25 protein-coding genes, 4 tRNA genes and 3 pseudogenes are annotated in these 24,482 nt (G+C 49.4%); 8 read left to right on the plus strand and 24 right to left on the minus strand.

The features are described 5' to 3' along the window. Nucleotides 1-54: 54 nt before the first annotated feature. The 12 genes from EO763_RS16880 to EO763_RS16935 form a co-directional block, all read right to left on the minus strand. Nucleotides 55-483, minus strand: a complete 429-nt coding sequence (locus EO763_RS16880) for a YqaA family protein (RefSeq protein ID WP_161529641.1) — start codon at nucleotides 481-483, stop codon at nucleotides 55-57. Beyond that, complete coding sequence (gene yqaB / locus EO763_RS16885; RefSeq protein WP_039494482.1) at nucleotides 480-1,046, minus strand: fructose-1-phosphate/6-phosphogluconate phosphatase; 567 nt, start codon at nucleotides 1,044-1,046, stop codon at nucleotides 480-482. Before yqaB ends, EO763_RS16880 begins: the two co-directional genes overlap by 4 nt. A gap of 389 nt (nucleotides 1,047-1,435) precedes the next feature. After that, a tRNA-Arg gene (locus EO763_RS16890) sits at nucleotides 1,436-1,512 on the minus strand. A 52-nt stretch (nucleotides 1,513-1,564) separates the two neighbouring features. Beyond that, nucleotides 1,565-1,641, minus strand: a tRNA-Arg gene (locus tag EO763_RS16895). A gap of 71 nt (nucleotides 1,642-1,712) precedes the next feature. Further along, a tRNA-Arg gene (locus tag EO763_RS16900) sits at nucleotides 1,713-1,789 on the minus strand. A gap of 8 nt (nucleotides 1,790-1,797) precedes the next feature. Then, nucleotides 1,798-1,890, minus strand: a tRNA-Ser gene (locus tag EO763_RS16905). A 294-nt stretch (nucleotides 1,891-2,184) separates the two neighbouring features. After that, a complete protein-coding gene (csrA, locus tag EO763_RS16910; RefSeq protein WP_005972168.1) occupies nucleotides 2,185-2,370 on the minus strand; it encodes a carbon storage regulator CsrA in 186 nt (61 codons plus the stop codon). A 333-nt stretch (nucleotides 2,371-2,703) separates the two neighbouring features. Next, the gene (alaS, locus tag EO763_RS16915; protein WP_103199359.1) at nucleotides 2,704-5,331 is read right to left on the minus strand and encodes an alanine--tRNA ligase; all 2,628 of its coding nucleotides are present in this window, start codon (nucleotides 5,329-5,331) and stop codon (nucleotides 2,704-2,706) included. Nucleotides 5,332-5,468: 137 nt separating this feature from the next. After that, nucleotides 5,469-5,954: a recombination regulator RecX gene (gene recX, locus EO763_RS16920; RefSeq protein ID WP_039494478.1), complete on the minus strand. Its 486-nt coding sequence runs from the start codon at nucleotides 5,952-5,954 to the stop codon at nucleotides 5,469-5,471. A gap of 45 nt (nucleotides 5,955-5,999) precedes the next feature. Further along, the gene (gene recA, locus EO763_RS16925; protein ID WP_039494475.1) at nucleotides 6,000-7,073 is read right to left on the minus strand and encodes a recombinase RecA; all 1,074 of its coding nucleotides are present in this window, start codon (nucleotides 7,071-7,073) and stop codon (nucleotides 6,000-6,002) included. Nucleotides 7,074-7,180: 107 nt separating this feature from the next. Then, entirely contained in the window at nucleotides 7,181-7,675 is a 495-nt protein-coding gene (gene pncC, locus EO763_RS16930; protein WP_161529642.1) for a nicotinamide-nucleotide amidase, read from the minus strand. Nucleotides 7,676-7,910: 235 nt separating this feature from the next. Beyond that, nucleotides 7,911-8,246 (minus strand): hypothetical protein, encoded by a 336-nt coding sequence (locus tag EO763_RS16935; protein ID WP_039494471.1) that lies wholly within the window; start codon nucleotides 8,244-8,246, stop codon nucleotides 7,911-7,913. Between the two features lie 479 nt (nucleotides 8,247-8,725). Between EO763_RS16935 and EO763_RS16940 the strand changes: the two genes are divergently transcribed. From EO763_RS16940 to EO763_RS16950, 3 genes are all read left to right on the plus strand, one after another. After that, on the plus strand, nucleotides 8,726-9,214 hold the full coding sequence (locus tag EO763_RS16940; RefSeq protein ID WP_161529643.1) for an SRPBCC family protein: 489 nt from the start codon (nucleotides 8,726-8,728) through the stop codon (nucleotides 9,212-9,214). A gap of 82 nt (nucleotides 9,215-9,296) precedes the next feature. Further along, nucleotides 9,297-9,971 carry a MarC family NAAT transporter gene (locus tag EO763_RS16945; protein ID WP_161529644.1) on the plus strand — a complete coding sequence of 225 codons (675 nt, stop codon included), beginning with the start codon at nucleotides 9,297-9,299 and terminating at the stop codon, nucleotides 9,969-9,971. A 148-nt stretch (nucleotides 9,972-10,119) separates the two neighbouring features. Next, on the plus strand, nucleotides 10,120-11,718 hold the full coding sequence (locus EO763_RS16950; protein ID WP_161529645.1) for a sensor domain-containing diguanylate cyclase: 1,599 nt from the start codon (nucleotides 10,120-10,122) through the stop codon (nucleotides 11,716-11,718). 268 nt (nucleotides 11,719-11,986) lie between these two features. Here the strand turns inward: EO763_RS16950 and EO763_RS16955 are convergent, their stop codons facing one another. Continuing rightward, on the minus strand, nucleotides 11,987-13,183 hold the full coding sequence (locus EO763_RS16955; RefSeq protein ID WP_161529646.1) for an MFS transporter: 1,197 nt from the start codon (nucleotides 13,181-13,183) through the stop codon (nucleotides 11,987-11,989). A gap of 115 nt (nucleotides 13,184-13,298) precedes the next feature. After that, a complete protein-coding gene (locus EO763_RS16960) occupies nucleotides 13,299-14,180 on the minus strand; it encodes a LysR family transcriptional regulator (protein WP_161529647.1) in 882 nt (293 codons plus the stop codon). A gap of 215 nt (nucleotides 14,181-14,395) precedes the next feature. On the opposite strand from EO763_RS16960, the gene grxB reads away from it, so the two are divergent. Then, nucleotides 14,396-15,031, plus strand: coding sequence for a glutaredoxin 2 (grxB, locus tag EO763_RS16965; RefSeq protein WP_161529648.1), 636 nt, complete (start codon nucleotides 14,396-14,398; stop codon nucleotides 15,029-15,031). 94 nt (nucleotides 15,032-15,125) lie between these two features. Here grxB and EO763_RS16970 read toward each other — a convergent pair whose 3' ends face one another. The 5 genes and pseudogenes from EO763_RS16970 to EO763_RS16990 form a co-directional block, all read right to left on the minus strand. Continuing rightward, nucleotides 15,126-15,464 (minus strand): bacteriocin immunity protein, encoded by a 339-nt coding sequence (locus EO763_RS16970; RefSeq protein ID WP_244322009.1) that lies wholly within the window; start codon nucleotides 15,462-15,464, stop codon nucleotides 15,126-15,128. A 220-nt stretch (nucleotides 15,465-15,684) separates the two neighbouring features. After that, nucleotides 15,685-17,025 (minus strand): glycosyltransferase, encoded by a 1,341-nt coding sequence (locus EO763_RS16975; protein WP_161529649.1) that lies wholly within the window; start codon nucleotides 17,023-17,025, stop codon nucleotides 15,685-15,687. An 11-nt stretch (nucleotides 17,026-17,036) separates the two neighbouring features. Continuing rightward, nucleotides 17,037-17,888 (minus strand): TauD/TfdA dioxygenase family protein, encoded by an 852-nt coding sequence (locus EO763_RS16980; protein ID WP_161529650.1) that lies wholly within the window; start codon nucleotides 17,886-17,888, stop codon nucleotides 17,037-17,039. Nucleotides 17,889-17,942: 54 nt separating this feature from the next. Further along, the gene (gene pvcA, locus EO763_RS16985) at nucleotides 17,943-18,902 is read right to left on the minus strand and encodes an L-tyrosine isonitrile synthase (RefSeq protein ID WP_373367349.1); all 960 of its coding nucleotides are present in this window, start codon (nucleotides 18,900-18,902) and stop codon (nucleotides 17,943-17,945) included. A 265-nt stretch (nucleotides 18,903-19,167) separates the two neighbouring features. Next, a pseudogene (locus EO763_RS16990) lies at nucleotides 19,168-19,362 on the minus strand (RHS repeat domain-containing protein); the annotation flags it as partial. Between the two features lie 17 nt (nucleotides 19,363-19,379). Here EO763_RS16990 and EO763_RS23970 point away from each other — a divergent pair. Further along, a pseudogene (locus EO763_RS23970) lies at nucleotides 19,380-19,622 on the plus strand (SymE family type I addiction module toxin). A gap of 63 nt (nucleotides 19,623-19,685) precedes the next feature. Here the strand turns inward: EO763_RS23970 and EO763_RS17000 are convergent. Both EO763_RS17000 and EO763_RS17005 read right to left on the minus strand, forming a co-directional pair. Continuing rightward, entirely contained in the window at nucleotides 19,686-20,054 is a 369-nt protein-coding gene (locus tag EO763_RS17000; protein WP_161529654.1) for a barstar family protein, read from the minus strand. Nucleotide 20,055: 1 nt separating this feature from the next. After that, nucleotides 20,056-21,756, minus strand: a pseudogene (locus tag EO763_RS17005) (RHS repeat-associated core domain-containing protein); the annotation flags it as partial. On the opposite strand from EO763_RS17005, the gene EO763_RS23975 reads away from it, so the two are divergent. After that, entirely contained in the window at nucleotides 21,712-22,008 is a 297-nt protein-coding gene (locus EO763_RS23975; protein ID WP_425281366.1) for a SymE family type I addiction module toxin, read from the plus strand. The pseudogene EO763_RS17005 and the gene EO763_RS23975 overlap by 45 nt on opposite strands. A 59-nt stretch (nucleotides 22,009-22,067) precedes the next feature. On the opposite strand, the gene EO763_RS17015 is transcribed toward EO763_RS23975, so the two are convergent. After that, nucleotides 22,068-22,439 carry a hypothetical protein gene (locus EO763_RS17015; RefSeq protein WP_161529655.1) on the minus strand — a complete coding sequence of 124 codons (372 nt, stop codon included), beginning with the start codon at nucleotides 22,437-22,439 and terminating at the stop codon, nucleotides 22,068-22,070. 128 nt (nucleotides 22,440-22,567) lie between these two features. On the opposite strand from EO763_RS17015, the gene EO763_RS17020 reads away from it, so the two are divergent. Continuing rightward, nucleotides 22,568-22,708 (plus strand): SymE family type I addiction module toxin, encoded by a 141-nt coding sequence (locus EO763_RS17020; protein ID WP_244322011.1) that lies wholly within the window; start codon nucleotides 22,568-22,570, stop codon nucleotides 22,706-22,708. A 66-nt stretch (nucleotides 22,709-22,774) separates the two neighbouring features. On the opposite strand, the gene EO763_RS17025 is transcribed toward EO763_RS17020, so the two are convergent. Then, nucleotides 22,775-23,176 (minus strand): DUF7674 family protein, encoded by a 402-nt coding sequence (locus tag EO763_RS17025; protein WP_161529656.1) that lies wholly within the window; start codon nucleotides 23,174-23,176, stop codon nucleotides 22,775-22,777. Beyond that, nucleotides 23,173-23,517, minus strand: a complete 345-nt coding sequence (locus tag EO763_RS17030; RefSeq protein ID WP_161529657.1) for a hypothetical protein — start codon at nucleotides 23,515-23,517, stop codon at nucleotides 23,173-23,175. The genes EO763_RS17025 and EO763_RS17030 overlap by 4 nt, the downstream gene beginning before the upstream one ends. A gap of 619 nt (nucleotides 23,518-24,136) precedes the next feature. Here EO763_RS17030 and EO763_RS17035 point away from each other — a divergent pair. Continuing rightward, nucleotides 24,137-24,448, plus strand: coding sequence for a SymE family type I addiction module toxin (locus EO763_RS17035; protein ID WP_244322100.1), 312 nt, complete (start codon nucleotides 24,137-24,139; stop codon nucleotides 24,446-24,448). Nucleotides 24,449-24,482: the final 34 nt, after the last annotated feature.

Genomic DNA, 24,482 nt, shown 5'->3' on the forward strand with positions numbered 1-24,482 from the left:
GTTGTAAGCATAATTGAAACTCAGCAGCACTCACCAGTTCGCATTGCAATCTGGTTAAGACCACCACGCCATCCCCTGTAACGTTATACCTGCCAATACGATATACCGCAGCGCTTTTCCAATACCGATGAAAACCGCCGATTGCACCCAGGGCATGCGTAGCCAACCCGCTAACACGCACAATAAATCGCCTACTACCGGCACCCAGCTAAATAACAGCGCAGCGCAGCCATAGCGCTGTAACCAGCGCATGGCCACCGAATACCCAGCTTGTTGTTTTGGCTGAGGGAGTAAGCGCCCTATAAAAATATTTGTTAACCCGCCCAGCGTATTTCCTACCGTTGCCACAGCAACCAACAGGTAGGGTTTTGCGCTGTCCGAAAGCAATAACGTTACCAGTAGCACTTCTGAACTGCCAGGCAGCAGTGTTGCACTAAGCAGGCTACTCCAGAAAAGAGAAAAAACGGCCCAGAACTCACTCACAATGTACGAACGTCAACCACGGCCATGTTAGCGCGCTTAGCGGCTTCAATGCCGTAATCTGCATCTTCAAACACGATACAGTGTTCTGGTGCGACAGAAATCAATGCTGCGCAGCGCAGAAAGGTATCGGGGAAAGGCTTATGCTGAATAACATCATCTGCCCCAACGATTGCATCAAAATAATCATGCAACCCCAAATGCGTTAGCAATCTATCAGCCATGCCATGCGTGCTACCCGTGCCAACTGCCATCGGACGCCGTCCGCGATAATGCTTAACAACATCAATCAGCGGCAGTGGTTTTACGGTATCCAGCAGCATTTCCTCAACAACAGCCGTTTTTTCAGCCGCGAGTTGGTGAGGATCAATCTCAGCCTGATGGCTGTCAATAATATGCTGTGCAATACGCCAGGTGGGCGAGCCGTTCAATGCAGTCATGGCACTGGCATCATATCTCATACCATATCGGGCAAGAACCTGATCCCACGCTTTATAGTGCGTCGGTTCGGTATCAAGCAGGGTGCCATCCATATCAAAGATCAGCCCTTGATAGCGATCGTACATCATGACTCCATGATCACTGAAAAGAGAGCTTACTTTATCGTAAAGTGAAAACGTTGTCGCTTACTCAATAACCTTATAAAAAACAGGTTATTACCTCCATAGTAGTAGGCAGCCTTCATTTACGCTTCAGCGTAATCTCAATATATAGGCAGGGGAGAGGTAAGAATTAATACACGGGAGTGATGAGAAAAATATCGTTCTGATATCAGCAGAATAGGAGCCTGTGCCACTGTAGCGCTAAAAGTATGGTAGAGGGCAGTTGCTAAAACAGAAATGGTACATCGGAGAAAATTATCTGGCTTGCTGAGTACTTCAGGACGTTGCTAAAGCAAGATTACTCTACGCTTATCAATTAACACTAAGGTAAGAGTTTTATTTACATCGAAATATGGTGCATCCGGGAGGATTCGAACCTCCGACCGCTCGGTTCGTAGCCGAGTACTCTATCCAGCTGAGCTACGGATGCAGAGTGTGGTGCAGAAATAAAGGGGTGAGCAATTAAACGAGATACTTAAGAATGGTGCATCCGGGAGGATTCGAACCTCCGACCGCTCGGTTCGTAGCCGAGTACTCTATCCAGCTGAGCTACGGATGCATTGATAATTCTTCATCTGCGACAAAACTTGCTTTCACTAATACTACTTGCCTTGCAAAGGCAGTATTTAATGGTGCATCCGGGAGGATTCGAACCTCCGACCGCTCGGTTCGTAGCCGAGTACTCTATCCAGCTGAGCTACGGATGCATATTAAATGGCGGTGAGGGAGGGATTCGAACCCTCGATGCAGCTTTTGACCGCATACTCCCTTAGCAGGGGAGCGCCTTCAGCCTCTCGGCCACCTCACCTTACATTACCTGATTTGCTACTAAGAACTTCTTGTTAGTGCTCACCGGTACTGCGTGGCGCACATATTACTTTCCCAGACTTATAAGTCAAACAATTTTTCCCACCTTGTGTTCGTTTGAACAATTCGCATCCAAGACGCGCACTTTCACAACAAAAAGTCTATTTTATCGACAGAAAAACAGGCGGTTACCTTGCCAAAGGAAGCGCACAGTAAAAATGGATATATCGATAAATGTGTGGGGGAAAAGCGGGAAATAACAAGTGCGTCCCGCGAACACGAGACGCATTGTCAATCAATATGACGTTGGTTGAGATTTTTCGGCCTGAATACGCTGATAGATCTCTTCACGGTGGACAGAAACCTCTTTAGGTGCATTAACACCAATACGCACCTGGTTGCCTTTCACTCCTAATACGGTAACCGTTACCTCATCGCCGATCATGAGGGTTTCGCCAACTCGACGAGTCAAAATAAGCATTCTTTGCTCCTTGAAAGATTATAAAGAGTCGGGTCTCTCTGTCTCCCCGCCATTATCCATCATGTGCCGTGAAAACGTAAACCTAGACGATGGTATAACCACACCATCACACTCCGGTTTGTCACTACTTGTTAGTTTAGTCGATATCAGTAGCTTGTGCTGTTGTTATCACTGTTATCACAACAACAGAACTGAGCATGTAAAGCTTCAGAATATCTGAAGGTAACACACTTTCTATCCTGCTTGCCGGATCCTTTTCCGCAGACAAAAACGCCACAACCAGAAAGTTATGGCGTTTTGTCGGATAACGCGAATAAAACGTTATCTGTCGTTTTACAGCTTAGCAGCAACCCAAGATTCAACGCTTGCCAGCGCAGCAGGCAGTGAAGACACGTCTGAACCACCAGCCTGAGCCATATCTGGGCGACCACCGCCTTTACCGCCAACCTGCTGGGCAACAAACCCAATCAGTTCACCGGCTTTTACGCGGTCAGTCAGATCTTTCGTTACACCAGAAATCAAGCTAACCCGACCTTCTGCCGCCGTTCCAAGAACGATAACAGCAGATCCAAGCTGATTCTTCAGGTCATCAACCATCGTGCGCAGCAGTTTAGGATCCACGTTGTCCAGTTGCGTAACCAACAACTTCACACCGTTAACCTCTTTTGCTTTGCCAGACAGCGACGAGCTTTCCTGCGCCGCTTGCTGAGCCTTCAACTGCTGAAGCTCTTTCTCCAACGCGCGGGCACGATCCAGAACAGAGCGTACCTTATCCGTCAGGTTGTGACTATCTCCTTTAAGCAGTTGCGCGATGTCTTGCAAAACATCACTTTGGCGATGCAGCGCAGACAGCGCATTCTCACCCGTGGTCGCTTCAATACGACGCACGCCGGCAGCAGTGCCTGATTCAGAAATGATCTGGAACAGGCCAATATCACCGGTACGACTTGCGTGCGTGCCGCCACACAGTTCAATGGAGAAATCACCCATCGTCAGAACACGGACATGGTCGTCATACTTCTCGCCGAACAGCGCCATTGCGCCCTTCGCTCTTGCATCATCCAGCGCCATGACATCCGTTTGCACGGTAAGGTTACGGCGGATTTGCGCGTTAACGATATCTTCAACCTGACGAATCTGCTCAGGTTTCATCGCTTCCGTATGTGAGAAGTCAAAACGCAGATAGCTATCGTTAACCAGAGAGCCTTTCTGTGCAACGTGATCGCCCAGAACCTGACGCAGCGCGGCATGCAGCAGGTGCGTCGCAGAGTGGTTCAGACGAATGCGATCGCGGCGTTGGTTATCAACGTTTGCATCGACACTGTCGTTAACACGCAGCGTACCCTGAGTCAGTTTACCGACGTGACCAATTGCCTGACCGTATTTCTGAGTATCCTGAACGGCAAAGCTGACGCCCGCATTTTTCAGTTCACCCTGGTCACCAACCTGACCACCGGATTCACCATAGAATGGCGTTTCGTTCAGAATCACAACCGCTTCATCACCTGCCGCAATCTGATCAACCGCGTTTCCATTGTGATAAATCGCAATAACCTTCGCTTGCTGCTGCGTTTTTTCATAGCCGCAGAACGGTGTGTTTTCATCTACACGGATGAGGCTGTTGTAATCTACGCCAAATCCGCTGGCTTCGCGTGCGCGCTGGCGCTGAGCCGTCATCGCAGCTTCAAAGCCTTCTTCATCGACTTTCAGGCCGCGCTCGCGGCACACATCCGCAGTGAGGTCGACAGGGAAACCATAGGTGTCATACAGGCGGAAGGCTGTTTCACCATCCAGCGTATCCCCTTTCAGGTTTTTAATTTCTTCGTCCAGCAGAGACAAGCCGCGTTCCAACGTGCGGGCAAACTGCTCTTCTTCCGTCTTCAGCGCCTGCTCAACTACAGACTGCTGCTTTTTCAATTCTTCGGCTGCTGGCCCCATGACGTGAATCAGCGGCGCAACCAGTTTGTAGAAGAAAGCATCCGTAGCGCCCAGCATATTACCGTGGCGCGCAGCGCGGCGGATAATACGACGCAGAACATAACCACGGTTTTCATTAGATGGCATCACGCCATCGGCAATCAGGAACGCACAAGAGCGGATATGGTCAGCGATAACGCGCAACGACTTGTTGGTTAAATCCGTCGTTCCGACGGCTTTCGCTACCGCATCAATCAGCGTTTTGAACAAATCAATGTCATAGTTTGAATTGACGTGCTGCAAGACGGCAGAAACGCGCTCTAACCCCATGCCTGTATCGACGGAAGGTTTTGGCAGTGGCTGCATTGTACCGTCAACCTGACGGTTGAACTGCATGAACACCAGATTCCAGATTTCGATATAGCGATCGCCGTCTTCATCAGGGCTTCCCGGCGGGCCACCTGCGATGTGCTCACCGTGATCGTAGAAAATCTCGGTACATGGACCGCACGGCCCCGTTTCACCCATCTGCCAGAAGTTATCAGAGGCGTAAGGTCCGCCTTTGTTATCACCAATACGAATAATTCTTTCGCGCGGCACGCCAACTTCATCAGCCCAAATGTCGTAGGCTTCATCATCCGTTGCGTACACCGTTACCCACAATTTTTCTTTCGGCAGATTGAACCACTGAGGAGACGTCAGCAATTCCCACGCATAGCGAATCGCATCATGCTTGAAATAGTCACCGAAGCTGAAGTTACCCAGCATTTCAAAGAAGGTATGGTGGCGTGCGGTATAACCTACGTTTTCCAGGTCATTATGTTTACCACCGGCACGTACGCAGCGCTGCGAGGTCGTCGCTCGGACATAGCTACGTTTATCCAGACCGAGGAACACATCTTTGAACTGGTTCATACCCGCATTGGTGAATAACAATGTCGGATCGTTGTTCGGCACCAGAGAGCTGCTATCAACAACCTGGTGTCCCTTACTGTGGAAAAAATCGAGAAACGCTTGACGGATCTCAGCGGTGCTCTTGCTCATAATTGTCCTGGAATCAAGCTAGAAGAACAGATCGCGGGCAAGGTTAGTCCAGCATGCTGACGTTACCGAGCAACTCACGAACAAAAAGTGGGAATAAGATAAATTTTCTTCGATGGGAAGTAAAATCCCGTGTGCGTTCAATCTGAAAAATTCGTATAAATTGACTGGATTTCTTCATGAAAGAAGCCACGATAGAGCAGATATCGCTGATGTTTGACTTTGTCTTTCCATTCATCGGACAGAGGATGCCCGAATTTTCGTTCCACAACCGATTTCGCAAGCGCACACCAATCGATATCACTCTCGTTTAATGCTGTGGCTAACGTTGTCTTATCGACTCCTTTCTGGCTTAGCTCCATTTTTATCCGTTGGGCGCCATAGCCTTTACGACTCCGGCTGCTGATATAACGGCGAGCATAGCGCTCGTCATCCAGCCAACCGTGTTCCTTGCAGTACGCAATAGCTGCTTCCACATCTTCTGCCGCAGTTCGAGCCGTGGCTTCATCTGCTGCTTCTGCACTTTCTGATTTATATAAATACGCCGCACATTTGCGGCGTATTTCGGTTTCACTATAATCGCGAACAGAAAGCACATTCATCGCATAGCGTAATGGTTTATTCATCCACCTATCCGCTGGAGTGCTCTGTCACAAGCCACTTAGCCACCATTAAAACTCTTCGTTGCCTTCACCAGCGAATTCATCTTCGTCACGGCTATTTCCCGCTGTGGCTGGCGCCAGCTCATTGCCTTTGTGCAACAGCATTTCACGCAATTTCTTATCCAGTTCCGCAGCAATCGTCGGGTTCTCTTTCAGGAAATTACAGGCATTGGCTTTACCCTGACCGATCTTGTCGCCGTTATAGCTATACCAAGCACCAGCTTTTTCGATCAGCTTGTGTTTCACACCCAGATCAACCAGCTCACCGTGGATATTGATGCCTTCGCCGTACAGAATTTGGAATTCAGCCTGTTTAAACGGTGCTGCTACTTTATTCTTCACCACTTTCACGCGGGTTTCGCTGCCGACAACTTCTTCGCCTTCCTTAATAGCGCCAGTACGACGAATATCCAGACGAACAGAGGCGTAAAACTTCAGTGCGTTACCACCGGTAGTGGTTTCAGGGTTACCGAACATCACACCGATTTTCATACGAATCTGGTTAATGAAGATCAGCAGCGTGTTGGCTTGCTTCAGGTTACCCGCCAGTTTACGCATCGCCTGGCTCATCATACGTGCAGCCAGCCCCATGTGGGAGTCGCCGATTTCGCCTTCAATTTCGGCTTTCGGCGTCAGTGCTGCAACGGAATCGACGATGATAACGTCAACAGCGCCAGAGCGCGTTAATGCATCACAGATCTCCAACGCTTGCTCGCCGGTATCCGGCTGAGAACACAGCAGATTATCGATATCTACGCCAAGTTTTTTCGCATAAATCGGGTCCAGCGCATGCTCAGCATCGATAAACGCACACGTTTTACCTTCGCGCTGAGCGGCAGCAATCACCTGTAAGGTCAGCGTTGTTTTACCGGAAGATTCCGGGCCATAAATCTCAACGATACGCCCCATCGGTAAACCACCGGCGCCCAGAGCGATATCAAGGGACAAAGAGCCTGTAGAAATGGTTTCAACATCCATTGAGCGATCCTCGCCCAACCGCATGATAGAACCTTTACCAAATTGCTTTTCGATTTGGCCCAGTGCTGCCGCAAGTGCCTTTTGTTTGTTCTCATCAATAGCCATTTCTGCTCCTGTCATGCGGCGTAGCGCTGCTGTCTCTACGCGGCTGCTTAATCATGAATTGCCGAATAATTACTGACATTATACTGTATGCGCATACAGCATCAAGGTTATTTTTTCAGAAACGTGTCGAGCAACGTTTGTAGCGCAAAATGGACCGATTGCAGACGTACCGCGTTTCTGTCTCCGCTGAACCGCATTGTCCGAGCGAATGCCCCACCCTGTTTATCTGTGAAGCCAAACCACACCGTGCCGACAGGCTTCTCTTCGGTCCCCCCGTCTGGCCCCGCGACGCCGCTTACCGATATGGCAAAATCGGCATCGGCGGCCTGTAAAGCCCCTGCGGCCATCTCATTGACGACGGCTTCACTCACCGCGCCATGCCGTTCCAGTGTCTCTGCGTTTACATTCACCAGACGCTGCTTGGCTAAATTGCTGTATGTCACAAAGCCGTAGTCAAACCAGCCAGAACTACCTGCGATATCGGTAATAGATTTAGCCAGCCAGCCTCCGGTGCAGGATTCTGCACACGTCAACGTGGCACCACGCGCCTTCAGTTTTTCGCCCACCAAAGCACTTAACCGCAGAATGTCAGCTTCCATCATTGCTGCCTCATCTTAATCAAGGATTGTTGGGTCAGGGTAACACTTTTCCCCGAAAAAGACGTCCCGCTGCACGGTATGCGAAGCGCATAGCAAAGAAGATGAAAAAGGGATGAAAACCGAAGAAGATCGAATAAAACGCCGCCGAATAGTCAGAGAGAAAATAGCACTACTCTAATAGGTTGTCGGTCGGCAGGAATACAGAGGAAATAGGAGTCATTAATAGTGATGGGACAATTTACATACAGCCAGCGCAACTGGTGCATCGCCAGTCCTGCTTATTTATAGCCTGAAAGAAATATCTAAAATAGCACTCTTCGATAGGGATATTATTTTCTTCAAAGCTATCGGCCAGCCAGTCGATATTTTCCAGAATCCAATCATCCTCATCTAACCCGTCCCGATACATTTCATCATCAGGATCGATGATAGAGTAAATCCCCATCGTTCCCATATGATTTTCTTTATATTTTTCCGGTAACGTGAACTCTTTTTCTTTGTAAGATATTAACCAGTGGCCGTGGCAAAGCAGGTTGCCATTGCGACTCCACTTAGCAAAAAATGGGTTACTCATATTTATTCCTACCAGCATAAAAGCTGGTTATAAACCTATCACGACATATTTATAAAGTAAATCACCTCACAATCAACGTGTCATTTACACGCCAAAATATAGGGATGCAAATTCATTACACCTTAATAGGTACGAAGCCATTAACAATAAATTGACAAATATCAATTCACATAAAAATAAAATATATAAACGGGGGATTCAAATAAAAAAAGCCCACTAAAAATAGTGGGCGGGGTACGACTATTATCGTTATGTAAAAACCCTGGTGTTTTGCGGCACGTCATTCGGCTTCTGTCTGATACTTACAGTACCTAACGAACATTAACGCAACATTAGGCGTGGAAAAATTCTGACGATTGCTGTGATAGCCTGCACAAACACTATCGCCACCGTCTACGCTTTGCTTCGTTGGTCGAGATCGGTCAGAATGGCCTGCATATGCCCATAAAGGGGTAATAATCCATTAGGGAGGATGACGGGTGTTTCCCTCTTTTTTAAGAAGAACAGCAGCGAAAAACGGCAGCTATGCCAATGAAATCAGCAGCAGCATTACGATCAATCGCCCAGCGGAACGCTTGTTTGATCTCTGGCGCAAACCGGAAACATTGCCGATTCTGATGGGCCATTTCGCCAGTATCGAGATACTGAACTATACCGACTCTAACTGGCGGATTAACACGCCGATTGGCGCGTTTATTGAATGGCAGGCTCGTATTATTGATGAAAAACTGGGGGAGTATATCCACTGGCGTTCGCTGGCAGGGGCACGGGTTCCCAATGAAGGCCGACTTTCTTTTCAACCGGCCACATCGGAAGTGGGTACAACCGTAACGCTGACTATTCGCTACAACCCACCAGGGGGCTTGATCGGGAAAAAGATCGGCCAAATGTTTGATATGTTTTCTCGCGATATGCTGACGAAAACGCTCTATCGTTTCAAAAAATTAGCGGAGGATGAGCTGGCGTAAGCCGCATCAGACACCATAGCAACAGGTCATCATTGACCGTTTTCCTGAACTGACGAAAGCGCCCCACTAAAAGGAACGTAGAATGCTGGAATTGATTCAAACCATTGGTCTTGGTCTGGTGTTAATCCTGCCACTCGCGAACCCACTGACAACGGTAGCGGTATTTTTAGCGATGTCCGGCAACATGAGCCAGGGGGAACGAAATCGCCAGATCTTTCAGGCCTCGCTCTACGTCTTCATTATTATGACCGTCGCGTACTACGCGGGTCAGGTCGTAATGAATACCTTCGGAATTTCCATTCCTGGGTTGCGCATTGCTGGCGGGCTCATCGTCGCATTTATCGGTTTTCGCATGCTTTTTCCTCAGCAAAAGCCAGAACATGCACCTGAAGTCAAAAGCAAGAAAGAAGAAATTAACGACAGTTTCTCTGCCAATGACGTCAATATCGCCTTCGTTCCACTGGCGATGCCAAGCACCGCGGGGCCAGGAACCATTGCCCTCATCATCAGTTCTGCCTCACAAATCAAGAGCGGCGTCGACATCACACCATGGGTGATTACCGTTGCCCCCGTACTCACGTTTATGTTGATCAGCTTGATCGTCTGGCTCAGCCTGAAAAGTTCTGGCCTGATTATGCGTCTGATCGGGAAAAGCGGCATTGAAGCCATTTCACGGCTGATGGGATTCCTGCTGGTTTGCATGGGCGTACAGTTCATCATTAACGGTACGCTGGAGATCGTGCATTCTCTCCATTAAGTTGAAACGTTGCAAGATAGCCCAATTAGCGTCTATAACTTTGAATAGCGGGGTTTATTTAACGGCCGTAAGAGATGTTCAGCCAGTGTTACATAATAACAATAAAGATTAATTTTTGCTTACCTAGCGGAAAGTAGGTGCGGCCACCATGAAAATAAGAAAACGGTTCTCAATCAATTTACGTTCACTCATTTTATCCCTCGCCATTGTCAGCATGATCATTACGCTGACTAACGCTTATGTTGCCGTTTATAACGTACAGAAGAAGCTCATTACCGATCAGATACTGAGTTCAAACCTTAACTATTCGTCCAAATTAGCGGCTACCACAGAAAGTTTTTTATCTTCGGCACAGCAGGAGCTGGCTTACAGCGCGACATCCGTCGCCGAGAGTTTTAGTGACAATGCTGCGCTACTGGAGAAAAGTGAACAGACATACCGCATGAGCCAAAGTTTTAATTCTATTTTCATTGCGGATACCCAGAATAAGATACACGCGGTTTACCCAACCTCGCTGAACCTGAAAGGAAATACACTGACTTCAGAGGCCAGTAAGCTGGCATTGGCGGAACAGAAACCGTTAATCAGCCAGCCTTATGTCTCTATGACAGGGAATTTAATCGTACTGGTGTCTTCCCCGATAAAAGACAAACAGGGGAATTATCTCGGTTACATCGGCGGGACAATTTATTTAAAGAGTGAAAGCGTCTTAAACGAATTCATGAATACCCATTTCTATAACGATTACTCCAGCGTTTACGTGATCGATAAAAATGGGGTTGTTCTCTACCATCAAGATAAGCAGTGGGTCGGTAAGCCCGTCAGCGACGAAAGAATCAAAGAAGCGTTTCGGAACAAGAAAAGTGGCACCGCCGCCATGCCCGATATGCAGGGCATGCCGTCTCTGGCGGGTTTTGATACGGTCAATTCATCCGGCTGGATCATCATTACCTTGCACCCTTCTCAAACTGTTATCGATTCGCTCGACAGTGTGATGCGCTCCGTCTTATATGAAGGTGCGCCAGTGATGATATTAACGCTTATTGCTCTCACCCTACTCGCTTTCTCTATTGCCAACCCTCTGCGCTTACTGGCCGTTTCTGCCAGTAAAATGGAGGAACCTGACGTCATTGAAAAAATTAAGAAAGTCCCTTCCTGGTATTTTGAGGTTGACCAGCTAAAACGCGTCATTCTTTTCGGTACTCTGCTGCTGCACAAACGAATCGGCAAACTGAGTTTGCAAGCCCACACCGATCCGCTCACCGGGTTACTCAACCGCCGTGGTATCTATGAAAACATCGAACTCATACTGTCGAAGAGTCATCAGGTTGCCGCCATCGTGATTGATATCGACCACTTCAAACGCGTGAATGATACCTATGGGCACAATGTTGGCGACGATGTCATCAGGCTACTGGCTAAAAACATAAAGCAGGGCTCACGCGAATCCGATCTGATCGGTCGTACCGGAGGGGAGGAGTTCCTCGCGCTCTTGCCCGATACGGACATAAAGCAAGCCGCTGATATTGCTGAACGGCTGCGTAAAAAAGTGGAAAAAATGCCGCTGCCGATTCCTGAAAACATCACGATTTCACTAGGCGTCACCTGTTTTATTCCTGGAATGGAGCAGATCGATAGCGTTTTGAAAATCGCGGACGACGCCCTCTATCAGGCCAAGCATGAAGGAAGAAACCGAGTCGTTACCAAAGTAGTCCCCGATCATTCAGTCAAAAACGATACGGTATAGGCACGCGCAGAGCTAATCAGCCACCAGCGAGGTGTAGACAAAAAAAACCCGCACGAGGCGGGTAAGGTCATTCTAATGACAGGGATGGTTAACTAAACAACACTCACAGAGATGTGAGGTACTGACAAGGGATGCAAGGACTATAGCAAGCCAAATGTATAGTATTGTCATCGGCAAGTAAGGTTAATCTACCGGTTGTAAAACAACATTGGCGAGATTTCCCAGCCACCATATCTGGCTATTTCAGCCTGCTTTCCTCCGATTGCAATTAGGCTTTTTGGATTTTTATCAGCGCAGCCAGCAGCGCCACGGTGGTCAGAACGCTGGCAAGCCCCCCAACCATCAACCATCCTCCTTGATGCCACGCGGCCATCGCAAACGAGGACCCCGCCGCGCCCCCCAGAAACATCCCGCCCATGAATACGGTATTGATCCGGCCTCTGGCCGCTTCACCGAGTCCATAAATCACATGTTGATTGGCAATTAACGCACTTTGCACGCCGAGATCGAGCAGGACAACGCCGATAATCAGGCCAATAACGGAATCAAAACCGATGAATATTCCCCATGAGAGCAGCGTCAACAGCGATCCGGCAATCACAACCGAGCGGCTGCCGGCTCTATCAGCCAGTCTTCCCGCCAGTGGCGCCGCAAAAATGCCCACGATACCAATCACGCCGAACAGACCCGCAGCGGCAGCGCCCATGTGAAAGCGTCCGCTTGCCAGATACAGAGCAAGCACGCTCCAGAACGCGCTGAACGATGCAAACAGCAGCGCCTGAATCAACGTGGCTTTACGCAACGTGCGTTCATCCCGCCACAGCGTTACCAGTGAATGCATCAGCTCACGGTAACGAACAGTTTGGTTCGATGGTGAAGCTGGTAACATTCTTCCCATTGCCCACGCGCCCGCCAGCGCCAGCGGCACGCTCAGCCAAAACATCGCCCGCCAGCCTGCGCTTTCCGCCACCAGGCCTGCAATCGTGCGACTAAGCAGGATGCCACTTAGCAACCCACTCATGACCGTTCCGACAATCGCACCGCGCTGCTTCGCATCGGCCAGTGCCGCCGCAGCCGGAACAATCTGCTGTGCAGCGGTGGCACCAAAACCAATAATCAACGAGGCACTTAACAAGGCAAAAGCCGATGTCGACAACGCAGCAAATGCAGAGGCCAACGCCAGCAGCAAAAATTGCCACACGATCAACCGACGCCGATCGAACTTATCACCGAGCGGAACCAGCAGTAGCAGTCCCAAGGCGTAGCCCAACTGCGTCACGGTTGGGATCAGCGAAACCGCCCCGCTTGACGTAAAGCTTTCGCCGATCACGCCCAGCATCGGCTGGTTGTAATAGATATTGGCAACAGAAATACCGCTGGCTGCCGCCATCGAGAAAATCAATACTTTGCTGGGAACCTGCTGCGTTCTGACATCGGCTTCACTGGATAATGTGCTCATCATCATACCTGTCTGTGTGTTTCCTGCCGGAAATCGGCAAGCAATGAACAGAGCATAAGACGTCGTACTCATTCCCAGTAGAGAGGCAAGATGAATATCAGCTATTCCGAATAGGAATGAATCAGGAGAAAAGACGCTGAACGAAATCGGTAAAAATTCTGGCGCGAGCTGATGTCATGCGGCCTCCGGGATAGACAGCCCACAGGTCCATCTTACCCAGCGACCATGAATCCAGCGCGGTGACGGCCTGTCCGCTCTCCAGTTCTGGTGCAAACATCCATTCGGAAGCGATGGTCAACCCTACGCCGGACAGCACCGCTGCACGTACGCCTTCCGCCGCAGAAACACGGATACGCCCATTGGGGAATACCGTGGTCTGTGTTCCATCCCGAGAAAAAATCCAACGATCGGTTCTCTCTCCCTGCAAATAAATGACGGCAGGATGCGCAGCCAGTGCATCAGGAGAAGCAGGCATGCCATGAACGGCAAAATAATCGGGTGTCGCTAAGAGGCGCATGGAACACGAGGCCAAACGCTGGGCGATCAGGCTTGAATCCTTCATTTCACCCAAACGCAGTGCTACATCAATTCCTTCAGCAATCAGATCGATAGGACGATCGTCCAGAATGACATCAATATTTAGCTGCGGATGTTCTGCCATGAACTCATAGAGTCGCGGCATAATGTGCAGTCTGGCAAAGGTGACGGGCGCACAGATGCGTAGCCGCCCAGACAGCGCAGTGCTCCCGCTAACCACATGCTCTTGGGCATCCCTCAGTACCTTTAATGCGGGGGAGATTTGCTCATAAAAACTCTGCCCAGCTTCTGTCGGTGTCAGCCCTCGGGTAGAACGGAGCAGCAGAGGCGTTGCCAGCTGATTTTCAAGCTGCATGATCGCTTTGGACACCGCAGGCTGCCCAATACCGAGCCTGCGAGACGCAGCGGAAAACGACCCCGTTTCAAAAACGCAGATAAATGTTTCCAGCGCGCTCAGGCGATCCATGATTTCTCTTCCGCAAAAGGGGGGGCACTGCATCATACAGGAATCCTACGAGGATAAGGCGGATCCACACCGCGCCCTTCCTTTCCCTGTTATCACCATCGTCAGGCACATTCACTTTACCACCGACCGTATCAGGTATTACTCTGATGGCATGACTTGTCATGACCGGGCCGGCGAACTTTTGCTGCCTTTTTCAAAATCTTACGAGGCGATGCATGAAACTTTTCATTTACGAACACTGCCCATTCTGTGTCAGAGCCAGAATGATTTTTGGTCTGAAAAATCTGCCTGTTGAGCAATCCGTCATTATGGAAGGCGACATCGACACGCCAACGCGCATGGTGGGCCGCAAAGTGGTACCTATCCTGCAGAAAGAAGATGGCAGTTTCATGCCAGAAAGCATGGATATCGTCCACTATGTCGACAGCAAGCAAGCGCCATTAATCGCCGACAAACCAGTTGATGCCGAGATTGAAGCCTGGTGTAAATCCGTTTCCAGCGCGGTGTTTAACCTTGCGATCCCTCGCTTCACAAAAGCCGATTTCAAAGAGCTTTCCACGCCAGAGGCGCGTCATGCCTACATTCTGCGTGAAGAGAAAGCCTTCGGCGATCTGGATACACTGCTCGCAAAAACGCCAGAGCTGATTACGGAAGTGGAGCAGAAACTCGACGCGCTGGAGCCACGTCTAGCAAACGTCAGCACCATTTCCACCACCGATTTTATTCTGTTCCCGATCTTACTGTCGCTCACGATCGTGAAAGGCGTGCAATTTGGCCCTAACGTTCACGCCTACCTTGAGCGTGTCTCAACAGCCAGCAAGGTTGCCTTGCTGACCGATAAGGCGCTGTAAAACAGCAAGAATAGAAACAACAAAGGAGCGGCTTATAGCGGCTCCTTATTTTTAGCAGCGTTCGGATAACGTGGTTCATTTACCGAAATCAGGATTATTGGTCCTTGGGATAAAGTTCACATCCTTCTACATTGCGATCAGGCTCGATCACGGAATACGCCTGAGTATTTTTCGTTTTCTTTATCAGGAAAGGCTTCCTTGAAAAGTAACTCCCAATGTGGGCATCATCCACGAAACAGGCAATGACCTCCTTTTCATTTTCCGAGATAATACGTAGTGAATACGTCCAACTGCCATCTTTCTCCGTTGCGTCTGCCCAGTCGTTTTCCTGACTAAACACATAGTCACCGGTATCCTTCAGCAGCGTCCCCTTGGGGAAATGTCTCGGCCCAAAAGAACTGCGGAAAGTGGTCACATCCAAATGCTTCAGCACCGTCAGCGCATCCGTTTTGGTTGCCGAAAAAACCGGTCTGGGGAATCATCAATACTGAAAAAATCACGGCCAAAAATAGCTTCATTGACTGCAACCCTGCGATAGAACATCCGTGCGCGTATTCTATTTTAAAAAACATGATCCGCAATAGCGTTATGGGGCACGGTTTCACCCCATAACGCGTGACCGATTTCAGCACGTTATTACGATGAAATAATGGCTAAACGCGAAGCAGAGAAACATCCTTACCTGATGTTATACCGCCCTCCTTTAGCGGACATTCATTTGGAAGGGATAGCGCATTCACTTCGGCCTTAATCAGAGCAAGCGCATCATGGCTTGCATAATCTGCCTGAATCCACCTTGCACGCTGTAAATAGCCAGGATCCTCTAATATCTCAATAACAGACAGCTTAATCTGCTGTTCACTCGGCGTACTGGTTTGCAGGTTAATCCCACATTTGGCAAATACCACACGCGCAGCACCTTCCTGCTTATCTTCCCCAACACCGGCCACAATTAAGGGAACGCCATCTTTCAGCGCAGCATTAATCGAACCGTATCCACCATTGCTGATGACAATCGACGCCCTTGGCAGCCAATCGTCATAAGAGAGGAAACTCACCACTCTGGCATTTTCAGGCAAGGAGGCTTGCAGCGAATCAACCGAACGCCCCCCAGTGGTCGCCAGCACTCTGACAGGTAAGTCAGCTAATGCGCGCAGCGTTGGCCCAATGAGCTGCTGGAGATCGACATTCGCCAATGTGCCTTGTGAAACGATAATCAGTGGCCGCTTGTCGTCCGGTGCCCACCATTGCGGAACACGCTCTGCTGCTGCGTGGTGGGATAAGGGCCCAATAAATCGCACGCTTGGTGGCAAATCATCACGCTGATACTCAAGTTCAGTGGTGGATAACTGTAAGAAACGATCGCAACGGCCAATCAGCGTATCCATAAAAGGCTGTTCGAGAGGCTTTCCTCCCGACTGCACCATCGCATGATTAAACGCGTGCTGAACCTCGCTCATCAATCCCCGCGTTTCTTCATCGACCAGTTGTTCATGGCTCAGGTCAGGCGGCAACAATTTGGGAGGAATACGAGGCCCATAGAAAACAGAATCTCGCGTCGAATAGGACAATGGCGTAACACCTATTACGATGACGGGCGGCCGCTCTTTGGAGAACAGCAGCGGCAAGACACCATAAAAACAGTTTTCAACGATGAGCAAATCGGCGCGGGTCTTTGCCAATGCGTCACGTAGTTGGCTATCCAGCAGTGGAATCGGGGCCGCAAAGAAATCTTTCAGAGCCAGAGCCATCTGCGCGTTACCCGGCGGCAACATCGCGCGTTGGGGGAAATGCTGCTCAAGGTGCCGGTAGTCGAAATCAATGTCATCGCTAAAAGGGATAAACCCGACGCCAGCCGCTTCCACCTGCTCACGAAACAACTCGCCGCTAAACAGCGTGACATCGTTCCCTTGCTCAACCAGATAGCGAGCGATAGTCAGTAAAGGGTAAACGTGCCCCGGCGTCGCCATCGCCGCCATAAGAATATGTGCCATGATACTTTTCCTTATGCTGCGTTATCGATGCAGGTATTCACACAAATCGGGGTGCCCTGAATATGCACGCGCTGGAGGTGGCGTGCAGAATGCGCCGTAAAGGCTTCACGGCCATGCAGCAGCGAGAAATTGTCGGCTATGACAACATCGCCCTGTAGCCATTGATGCGCATAGTAATAGCGGGGATCGTACAAATGCTGCCGTAACGTCTGGCTAAATGCGTTTTGCGTTTCCGGCGTAACATTGTGGTATTCGAGCGCATGCTGATTAAGGAAACGCTCCCCTTCGGTTGGCGGTTCGTTATAACGCATAATCTCACCCGTGCCGTTGGGATGCGGGATGACCAATGGAGACGTGACTTCACCACCGTAATGCACAACGGCTTTAATACGGTAAGTGATAGAAACACGCCGCCACTCATCGACTAATTGTGCATTAGCCTCTGCCAACAAACGCGTGGTATCGACAAACGTGGTACGCCCGCCTTGATCCTGCCCCGGCGCAGAAACGCAGTGAAACAGTTGAAATTCGGGGATGGTTGGTTTGTACATTCCATCCCAGTGCAGCGGCACATAGCTGTTATCAAAGATGTGATCCTTGGTATCCGCATGCTCCTTGACGTCCAGCACAGCCCCGAAAGGCCACATCATGATTTCCCCCCAGTGCCCGGCATACTCGGTCAACGTTTCAGGATCGGAAAACCCAGAAGAGAACCCACGCAGTACCAGAAGATGATGTTCGCGGGCGAGCTCACGCAATGTATCAATCGGTAGTGTGGCAATGCTCTGCCCCGTTTCAACGGGTGTCAGCAGCGCGCCAAAAGGGGAAAGCGGTTCAATGCGGCAGTTCATGCTATTTTCCATCGTGTATATTCCTTTATAAGATGACAATCTCGATGTCTCGGTGAACGATAACGCTTATGCCATATCAGGCTGCTTAACTAAGTAATGGCTAGGCGTACCGCGGATCTCCACAACCTCACCGTCCAACTGCTGTGCATCGGCATTCTTCATCAGCACAAACTGCCCATTAACATTGGCGGCCACACCATGCCAGGGCGTCAACCAATCGTCCTTCGTGGGCATCATATGAATACCTAGCTTCAGGCTGTCCGAAGGCTGAGGGTGAATAGACAACCGGATGGCATCTGGGAATTGTTCAGCAAGCAGATTGCCCCACGCCCAGCTGCGTTGAATAACGCCACACGCGCGTTTTTTGGCATCCTTCTGTAACGCCGCATTAGAGCCGGTATAGTCAGGCCGCAGGCTATCCTCATAGAGAAAGCGGGTTATTGAACGATAAAGCTGCAAACCTTCTTCGCTCTGCATGAGCTGCGCCTTGATCTCCTCTTCTGATTCGGCGTAGTCCTCAACCAACCGCCGACGAAGATGATCATAGTCAGCAGTAAGTGGCGCCATATTCTCTACGTCCTTAAGATTAAAGACGCTGAGATGAACGGCTCCCAACTCATGCAGTAAATTTTCAATCTCATCCTGATAGGTGTTAATCGTTTCGTCACTAGTCCCAATCAGGTCACCGAATACATGTCCATCCGAGCAAATACGGATGTGCGCTCCTGCCGGATAATAAAGCTGAATACGCTGGCATAGTGAATTCAGAAAGATCAGGGACAAACGCTCCGCCATATCCGGTACTCTACCCAGCACTTTATAAGGGTTCGGAGATTTAACTGGAAACGCAGGAAGAATGAGTTCAATTTGACGCCCCTCTTCAACAAACGCTCGAATTCTGGGTAATTGAACCTGAGTCACCTGAGACTCTTCTTCGCTAATTGATTTTGTCGACTGGGTAAATCTACGCCGATATTGAATTAACTCACTTAATATTAGCGATGAAACTAATTCATTATTCATCATATACAAAACAACCTCATTACTTTACATTAGTTTAAAAAAGGGAATAAACTGCATAGCAGTGGCGTAGAAACAATAGAATAAAATCTTTACGCGAATACAAAAAAATACTGAATAACATATTCAGTATTTTTATTTACACTGCTAATGATTAAATTCGATCATAAATAAATATAACAAGGATTAAGAAAATAATTATTAAAAACGAGGATAAGTAACGATACAGATTGATCTCTTCCTTTTTTCAGTATCGTACGCCGCGTCCCTAATTATTTTTCACCCCGGCGAACTCTGCTTCCGCGTTATAGTGGTAGCGCACCGTCGCCCCCAGCGGGTCGGTCGCTTCCAGCAGGTTATCAAACGCGCCATAGCGGAACTGGTAACGCTGACCCAGCGCATCCGTCACCACCGTCAGGTTACCTTCCACATCGTAACCAAACCGCGTTTCGCTGCCGTCTTCATGAGAATAAACTCACCAAAATAGAACGTTACTACACCGTGGAATACGCCCCGCACAAGCCTGTTGCAAACAGACTTGAACAGCTTTAGCTAGCCCGCAGGGCGAGCCTTAGGATGAGGCGAGTAAAACGGCAGGCCAACCCGCCCTCCGCCATCAACCTTAAAGGCCGCTGGCTCGAAGAGTCGGGATTTATTACTGGGATGCCCGTGAATGTGACGGTAGAACGGGGAAGGATTATTATTGAGACGCAGATTAATTTATAGCGGTTAACCAGACCATAAAATAAAAAGCCGGAAGGATCGTTAGATCACTTCCGGCTTTTTTAATTAGCTAATAAATAAAACAACCTCTTTCCCTTCAGTTTCAAGATAAGACAAGTTATCAGAAAATATATCTAGTAAAATATTATAACTTTTACTGTCATCTCTAAGAGCTTTCTTAATATCCACTAAAAAGACACACACTTTATCATTTTCAAGTGAGTCCAAACCACTAAACATAGAATCAGAAAAAGCATCAAAATTGCATCTACTATATAATGGCGGATCTAGAGGTAGAGATATTCTTATTTCATAAAAAACGTCATATATATCATTCGCTTGGCTGAAACAGGATTTAATTATCACATATCCATTTTTCTCATACTCACTAGATAGAGCATCCAATTCATTTGCTTGGAAAAAATTAAAAGACATATCATCTAATCCTCACAAAAGATGGGTTTCCTGAATCACCGTAATGCGTCCATGTATAATATGTTTCACCTGTATTATTGTTGACAACAACTCGTCTAGCTCCAGCTCCACTTACACCGGGACCGGGATCTACTCGATACTCGCTATAAGGAGAATTTGCACCACTTCCACCAGGCAATTCACCTTGATGATTTTTAAATGTAGTTCCCCATTTTTTCCCAAGAGCTCCAGCAGGTTTATCTCCGTTATCAATATGTCCTAGCGTTCTATTTACTGCTGCTTCTTCCGCAGCAGGAAGAGAGCCAGGGGTAATCATTGCAGGGTTAGCTCCTTTGGATAATTTCGCAGCCTCTTCAGCCGAATATCCTTGTGAGCGATAGTCTTTATACCTTTCATAGCGAGCCTGACAAACAGACCGTGCCAACCCCAGCGGATCAACCCACTCCAGCGGATTGTGGACGTACGCCTGAGGTCGAATGCCACCATGTAACCCTATCGGGTCCGGCGACAGATACTGCCCGCTCTCCGCATCATAGTAACGATGCCGGTTGTAGTAAAGCCCCGTTTCCGCATCGTACAGTTGCCCCTGATAGCGCAGCTCGCAGTACACTTCCTCATTTGCTGCATCACCCAGGTAGCGCCGCAGCGGGATAGGCCGTCGCTCTTCGCGGTGTGCCCCCCACAGTCCCTGCTCCCCGCGCCAGCGGATTTCCCCTTCCTCGCTGCACAGCTCTCTTGCGGTTCCCGTCAGGTCGGTCACGATATAGTGCAGTTGCGTGCTGTCACCCTGCGCTTCCACCTGTGCCAGCGGCCGGAAGCTTCCCGGCTCGTATACCCACTGCACTTCCCGTGCTGCCGACCCGTCCGCCCGGTACTGCTGCTGACCGATAAGCTGGTCGCCATCCCACCGGTACGCCACCCGCGCGACCGCCTGCGCCGACGTTACCTGTCCCTCGCGCACCTTGCTCACCCGGCGACCAAACGCATCGTAACGATACCGCCACCGCGCCCCGTCCGGCAGGCTCACCCGCACCAGACGGTCCTGCACGTCCCAGTCAAAGTGCGTGTCCTTCGGCCTGAACCCCGGCCGCGTTTCCCGCTTCATCGCCAGACGCCCGCAGTCATCGTACTGGTACTGCGTATGGCCCCGCTCCACCACCCGGCCTGCCGCATCGTACCGCGCCGACGCCTGCACCACCGCATCCTGCACCTTCAGCGTCTCACCCAGACCCGGCGCTATCTGCGACACCTCGCACAGGTTCTGTTCGCTGTCGTAGCCAAACAGCCGCGCCTGACGCCGCCGTCCCTCATCGCGACGCTCTGCCGTTACCTGACCTGACCCGTTCAGCCGGAACGCCTGCTCGCCCCAGTGGCTGTCGCTGATACCCGTCAGACGGTCCAGCACATCGTACTGGTAACGGCGCTCCAGCACGTCGTTTACCCGGCCATCCGCCCCTTCGAGCGCCTGACGCTGCAACAGTCCCGTCGGGCTCCACTCGTGGCGCAATGCAAACCCGCTGCCGTTACTGCGTCGCTGCTCTTCTCCCGCTGACGTGTGGCTGAACTGCAGCGGCTGATGAGAACCAATGCCCAGCGACGACAGCCGACCCGACTGCCACGCCAGTTGCAGCGGCGCCAGAATCCCTTCGACCACCACATCCGGGCTGGCGGCTTTAGTCAGCCGGCCAGCCACATCATACGCCTGTTCCGCACCAGTCTCTATCGCAACGGCCTGATACTGACATGGCTGGATGAAGATACCGATATCGCCGCGCTGATGGCTGAACTCGACGGCCACGAGACGGAAGGCGCTGACTGGGTAAATGATAACGGAGAACTGACACTGGCAGGCGACTGGCTCACCCAAAGCGGGTTACTCGGCCAGCCGTTAAGGATTGAGGGGCTGCCCGGTAAGATAATCATTCGGGCTGAACAGTGGACTATGCTGGCGTAAAACTCAAGACGCTAAAATAAAATAGCCGGAAGGATCGTGTGATCGCTTCCGGCTTTTATTTATTTTAATGTCTCTCTTTTAATTAGATTACCTTTGTCAACAGAGAGATAGTCTTTATCATTACCATGAATAACCTCAACATATTCATTCACTTCTACAGAGTCAATTATCCCGCAAAGATAATTCCACGAGAACTGATTTTTATTATCAAAAAATATCACTCCCCATTCACATGGAACTATATATCTTTCAAAGAAAAGTGGAATGATGTAATAAAGAATACCACCAAGCCAAGATATTTCACTTCGAACATCATCTGTGAAAACAATCAACCCATCATCTTTTTTTCCCTGTGACGCGTTACAGTCCGGGCAACGTTCTTCTTCTGATTCGTAACTAGAATAACAATTCTGACAGGTAATATATTTCATTCTGTCTTCTACTCTACTGGGATACTGGAAGTGACCGTAGCGGCGCTTCACGATGAACTTTACATGCTACCGCCATACCTTGGCATTACGTTATATTGCCTGCACGATACAATCATACTGATTTTCATGTGTTTAGCATTAGCGACTTATATTACGCCATCAACCTTAAAGGCCGCAGACTCAAAGAATTGGGCTTTATTACCGGAATACCTGTTACCGTTACGGTGGAGCGCGGCAGGATTATTATTGAGACGCAGATTAATTTATAGCGACTGACCTTACCACTAATAAAATGAAAAAGCCGGAAGGATCTTTGCGATCACTTCCGGCTTTTTCTAAACAACCCTTTTAGTTATCTCTAGATAATGACTGTAAGTCTCTTTGCTAAGGAATTTTCTAGCCAAATTATAGCTAAAACCATTACCCACCATCGCTTCAAATACACATGTATTTAATACATCGCGGACATCAAAATCTGAATTTAAATAAACCTCATCAATAAACAAAAAAATCTTTTCTATTTCCTTATCAATAAGCTCTTTATTTTTATAAATAACTTCAACGTTACCATAGAAATAATTCCTAGGCTCGCATCTATTTATAAATTGGAAATTAATTAAATCAATGAAAAATGATCCAAAAGATCCATATAACAAATACATATCATCATCGTCATTAGTTTGAGAGAAAAGAGGAAATTTTTCTCTCAACACACTAACTAACTCATTCTTTTTCATAGATCTCCCAGTGCTCCCCTTAAATCATCTATCATATAATTTGCCAAGCTTCTATCTGAACCACTCAGCACTTCATTTTTGTACTTTCCTGAACCACTCGAAAGATTCTTAAGCGCACCTAAATAACTTTCACCTTTATTTATATGGTCAGACCCACCAATTAATTGCCCAGTATTTTTTGTATGTAGAATAGAAGCTGCCGTACCTCCATCAGGAACATTTGCGCCAGGACGATATAATTCAGAAAACATGCTCTTTAATTTAGGGTTATCGATAGAATCTATTATCTTCTGACGTTGCTCTGACGATATAGCATAATTTCCATCCCTAGCTTTTTTCAATATATCTCTAGACTTAACACCTTCCTTCGGCGCAAGTCCCAGCGGATCAACCCAAATGAAAGGATTATGAACATACCCTTGCGGTCTGCGGCCTCCAAGCAGCCCTATCGGGTCATAGGGACGATCCCGGCACGGTCGTACTTTTTAGCGCACTTAACCCATTGAAGCAACACCCTTTTCAGGAGGCGTTTTCGGCCACATTAACACGCCCGTAACCCGAACACCCCGACGCGCACTTTTACCCCCGGACACGCTACCGCCATGCTGTGACGTCCCTGTCTGCCTGCCTCGCATCATAGCAGCGGCGGCAGCCGCTGCCATTAGTCGTTGTGTTAATGAACCGGGTTTTATCGCGGCGCGAGCCGTTCCGCAGCTTGCCTGTGGGACGGTGAAGCGTCTGCCGGGTGCGGGCTGGCGAAGCCCACAAGACAAGATGTTGAACGGGGAGGCCCCCGGCGGGGGCCGCACGGGGCGGAGATGGCGAGCACGGGAACGAGCAAGGAGCCTGCGACTGCGAGCCGGGCGCAGCCAGTGCAGCGGGGTTGGGGCGGGGGCGAGGTGAAGCCCTTCAGCGGAGGCCGCAGGCCGACAACCCCTGTTCTGTTGACGTTGATGTTAGCTGAAGGATGATGCCGGAACAGGCGACGAACTGGCACAGGCGGGTTTTACCGCCGAGGCGATGTTCCGTATCAGTCTCTATCGCAACGGGCTGATACTCACACGACTGGATGAGGATACTGATATTGCCGCGCTGATGGCGGAACTCGGCGGCAACGAGACGGAAGGCGCAGACTGGGTCAGTGACAACGGAGAACTGACTCTGGCAGGCGACTGGCTCACCCTGAGCGGGTTACTCGGTCAGCCGTTAAGCATTGACGTGCTGCCCGGTAAGATAGTCATTCGGGCAGAGGTGGGGAATATGCTGGCGTAACACGCAAGCCGATAAAATAAAAAAGCCGGAAGGA

The sequence above is a fragment of the Pectobacterium odoriferum genome, from assembly GCF_009931295.1.
GTDB classification, from domain to species: Bacteria; Pseudomonadota; Gammaproteobacteria; order Enterobacterales; family Enterobacteriaceae; genus Pectobacterium; species Pectobacterium odoriferum.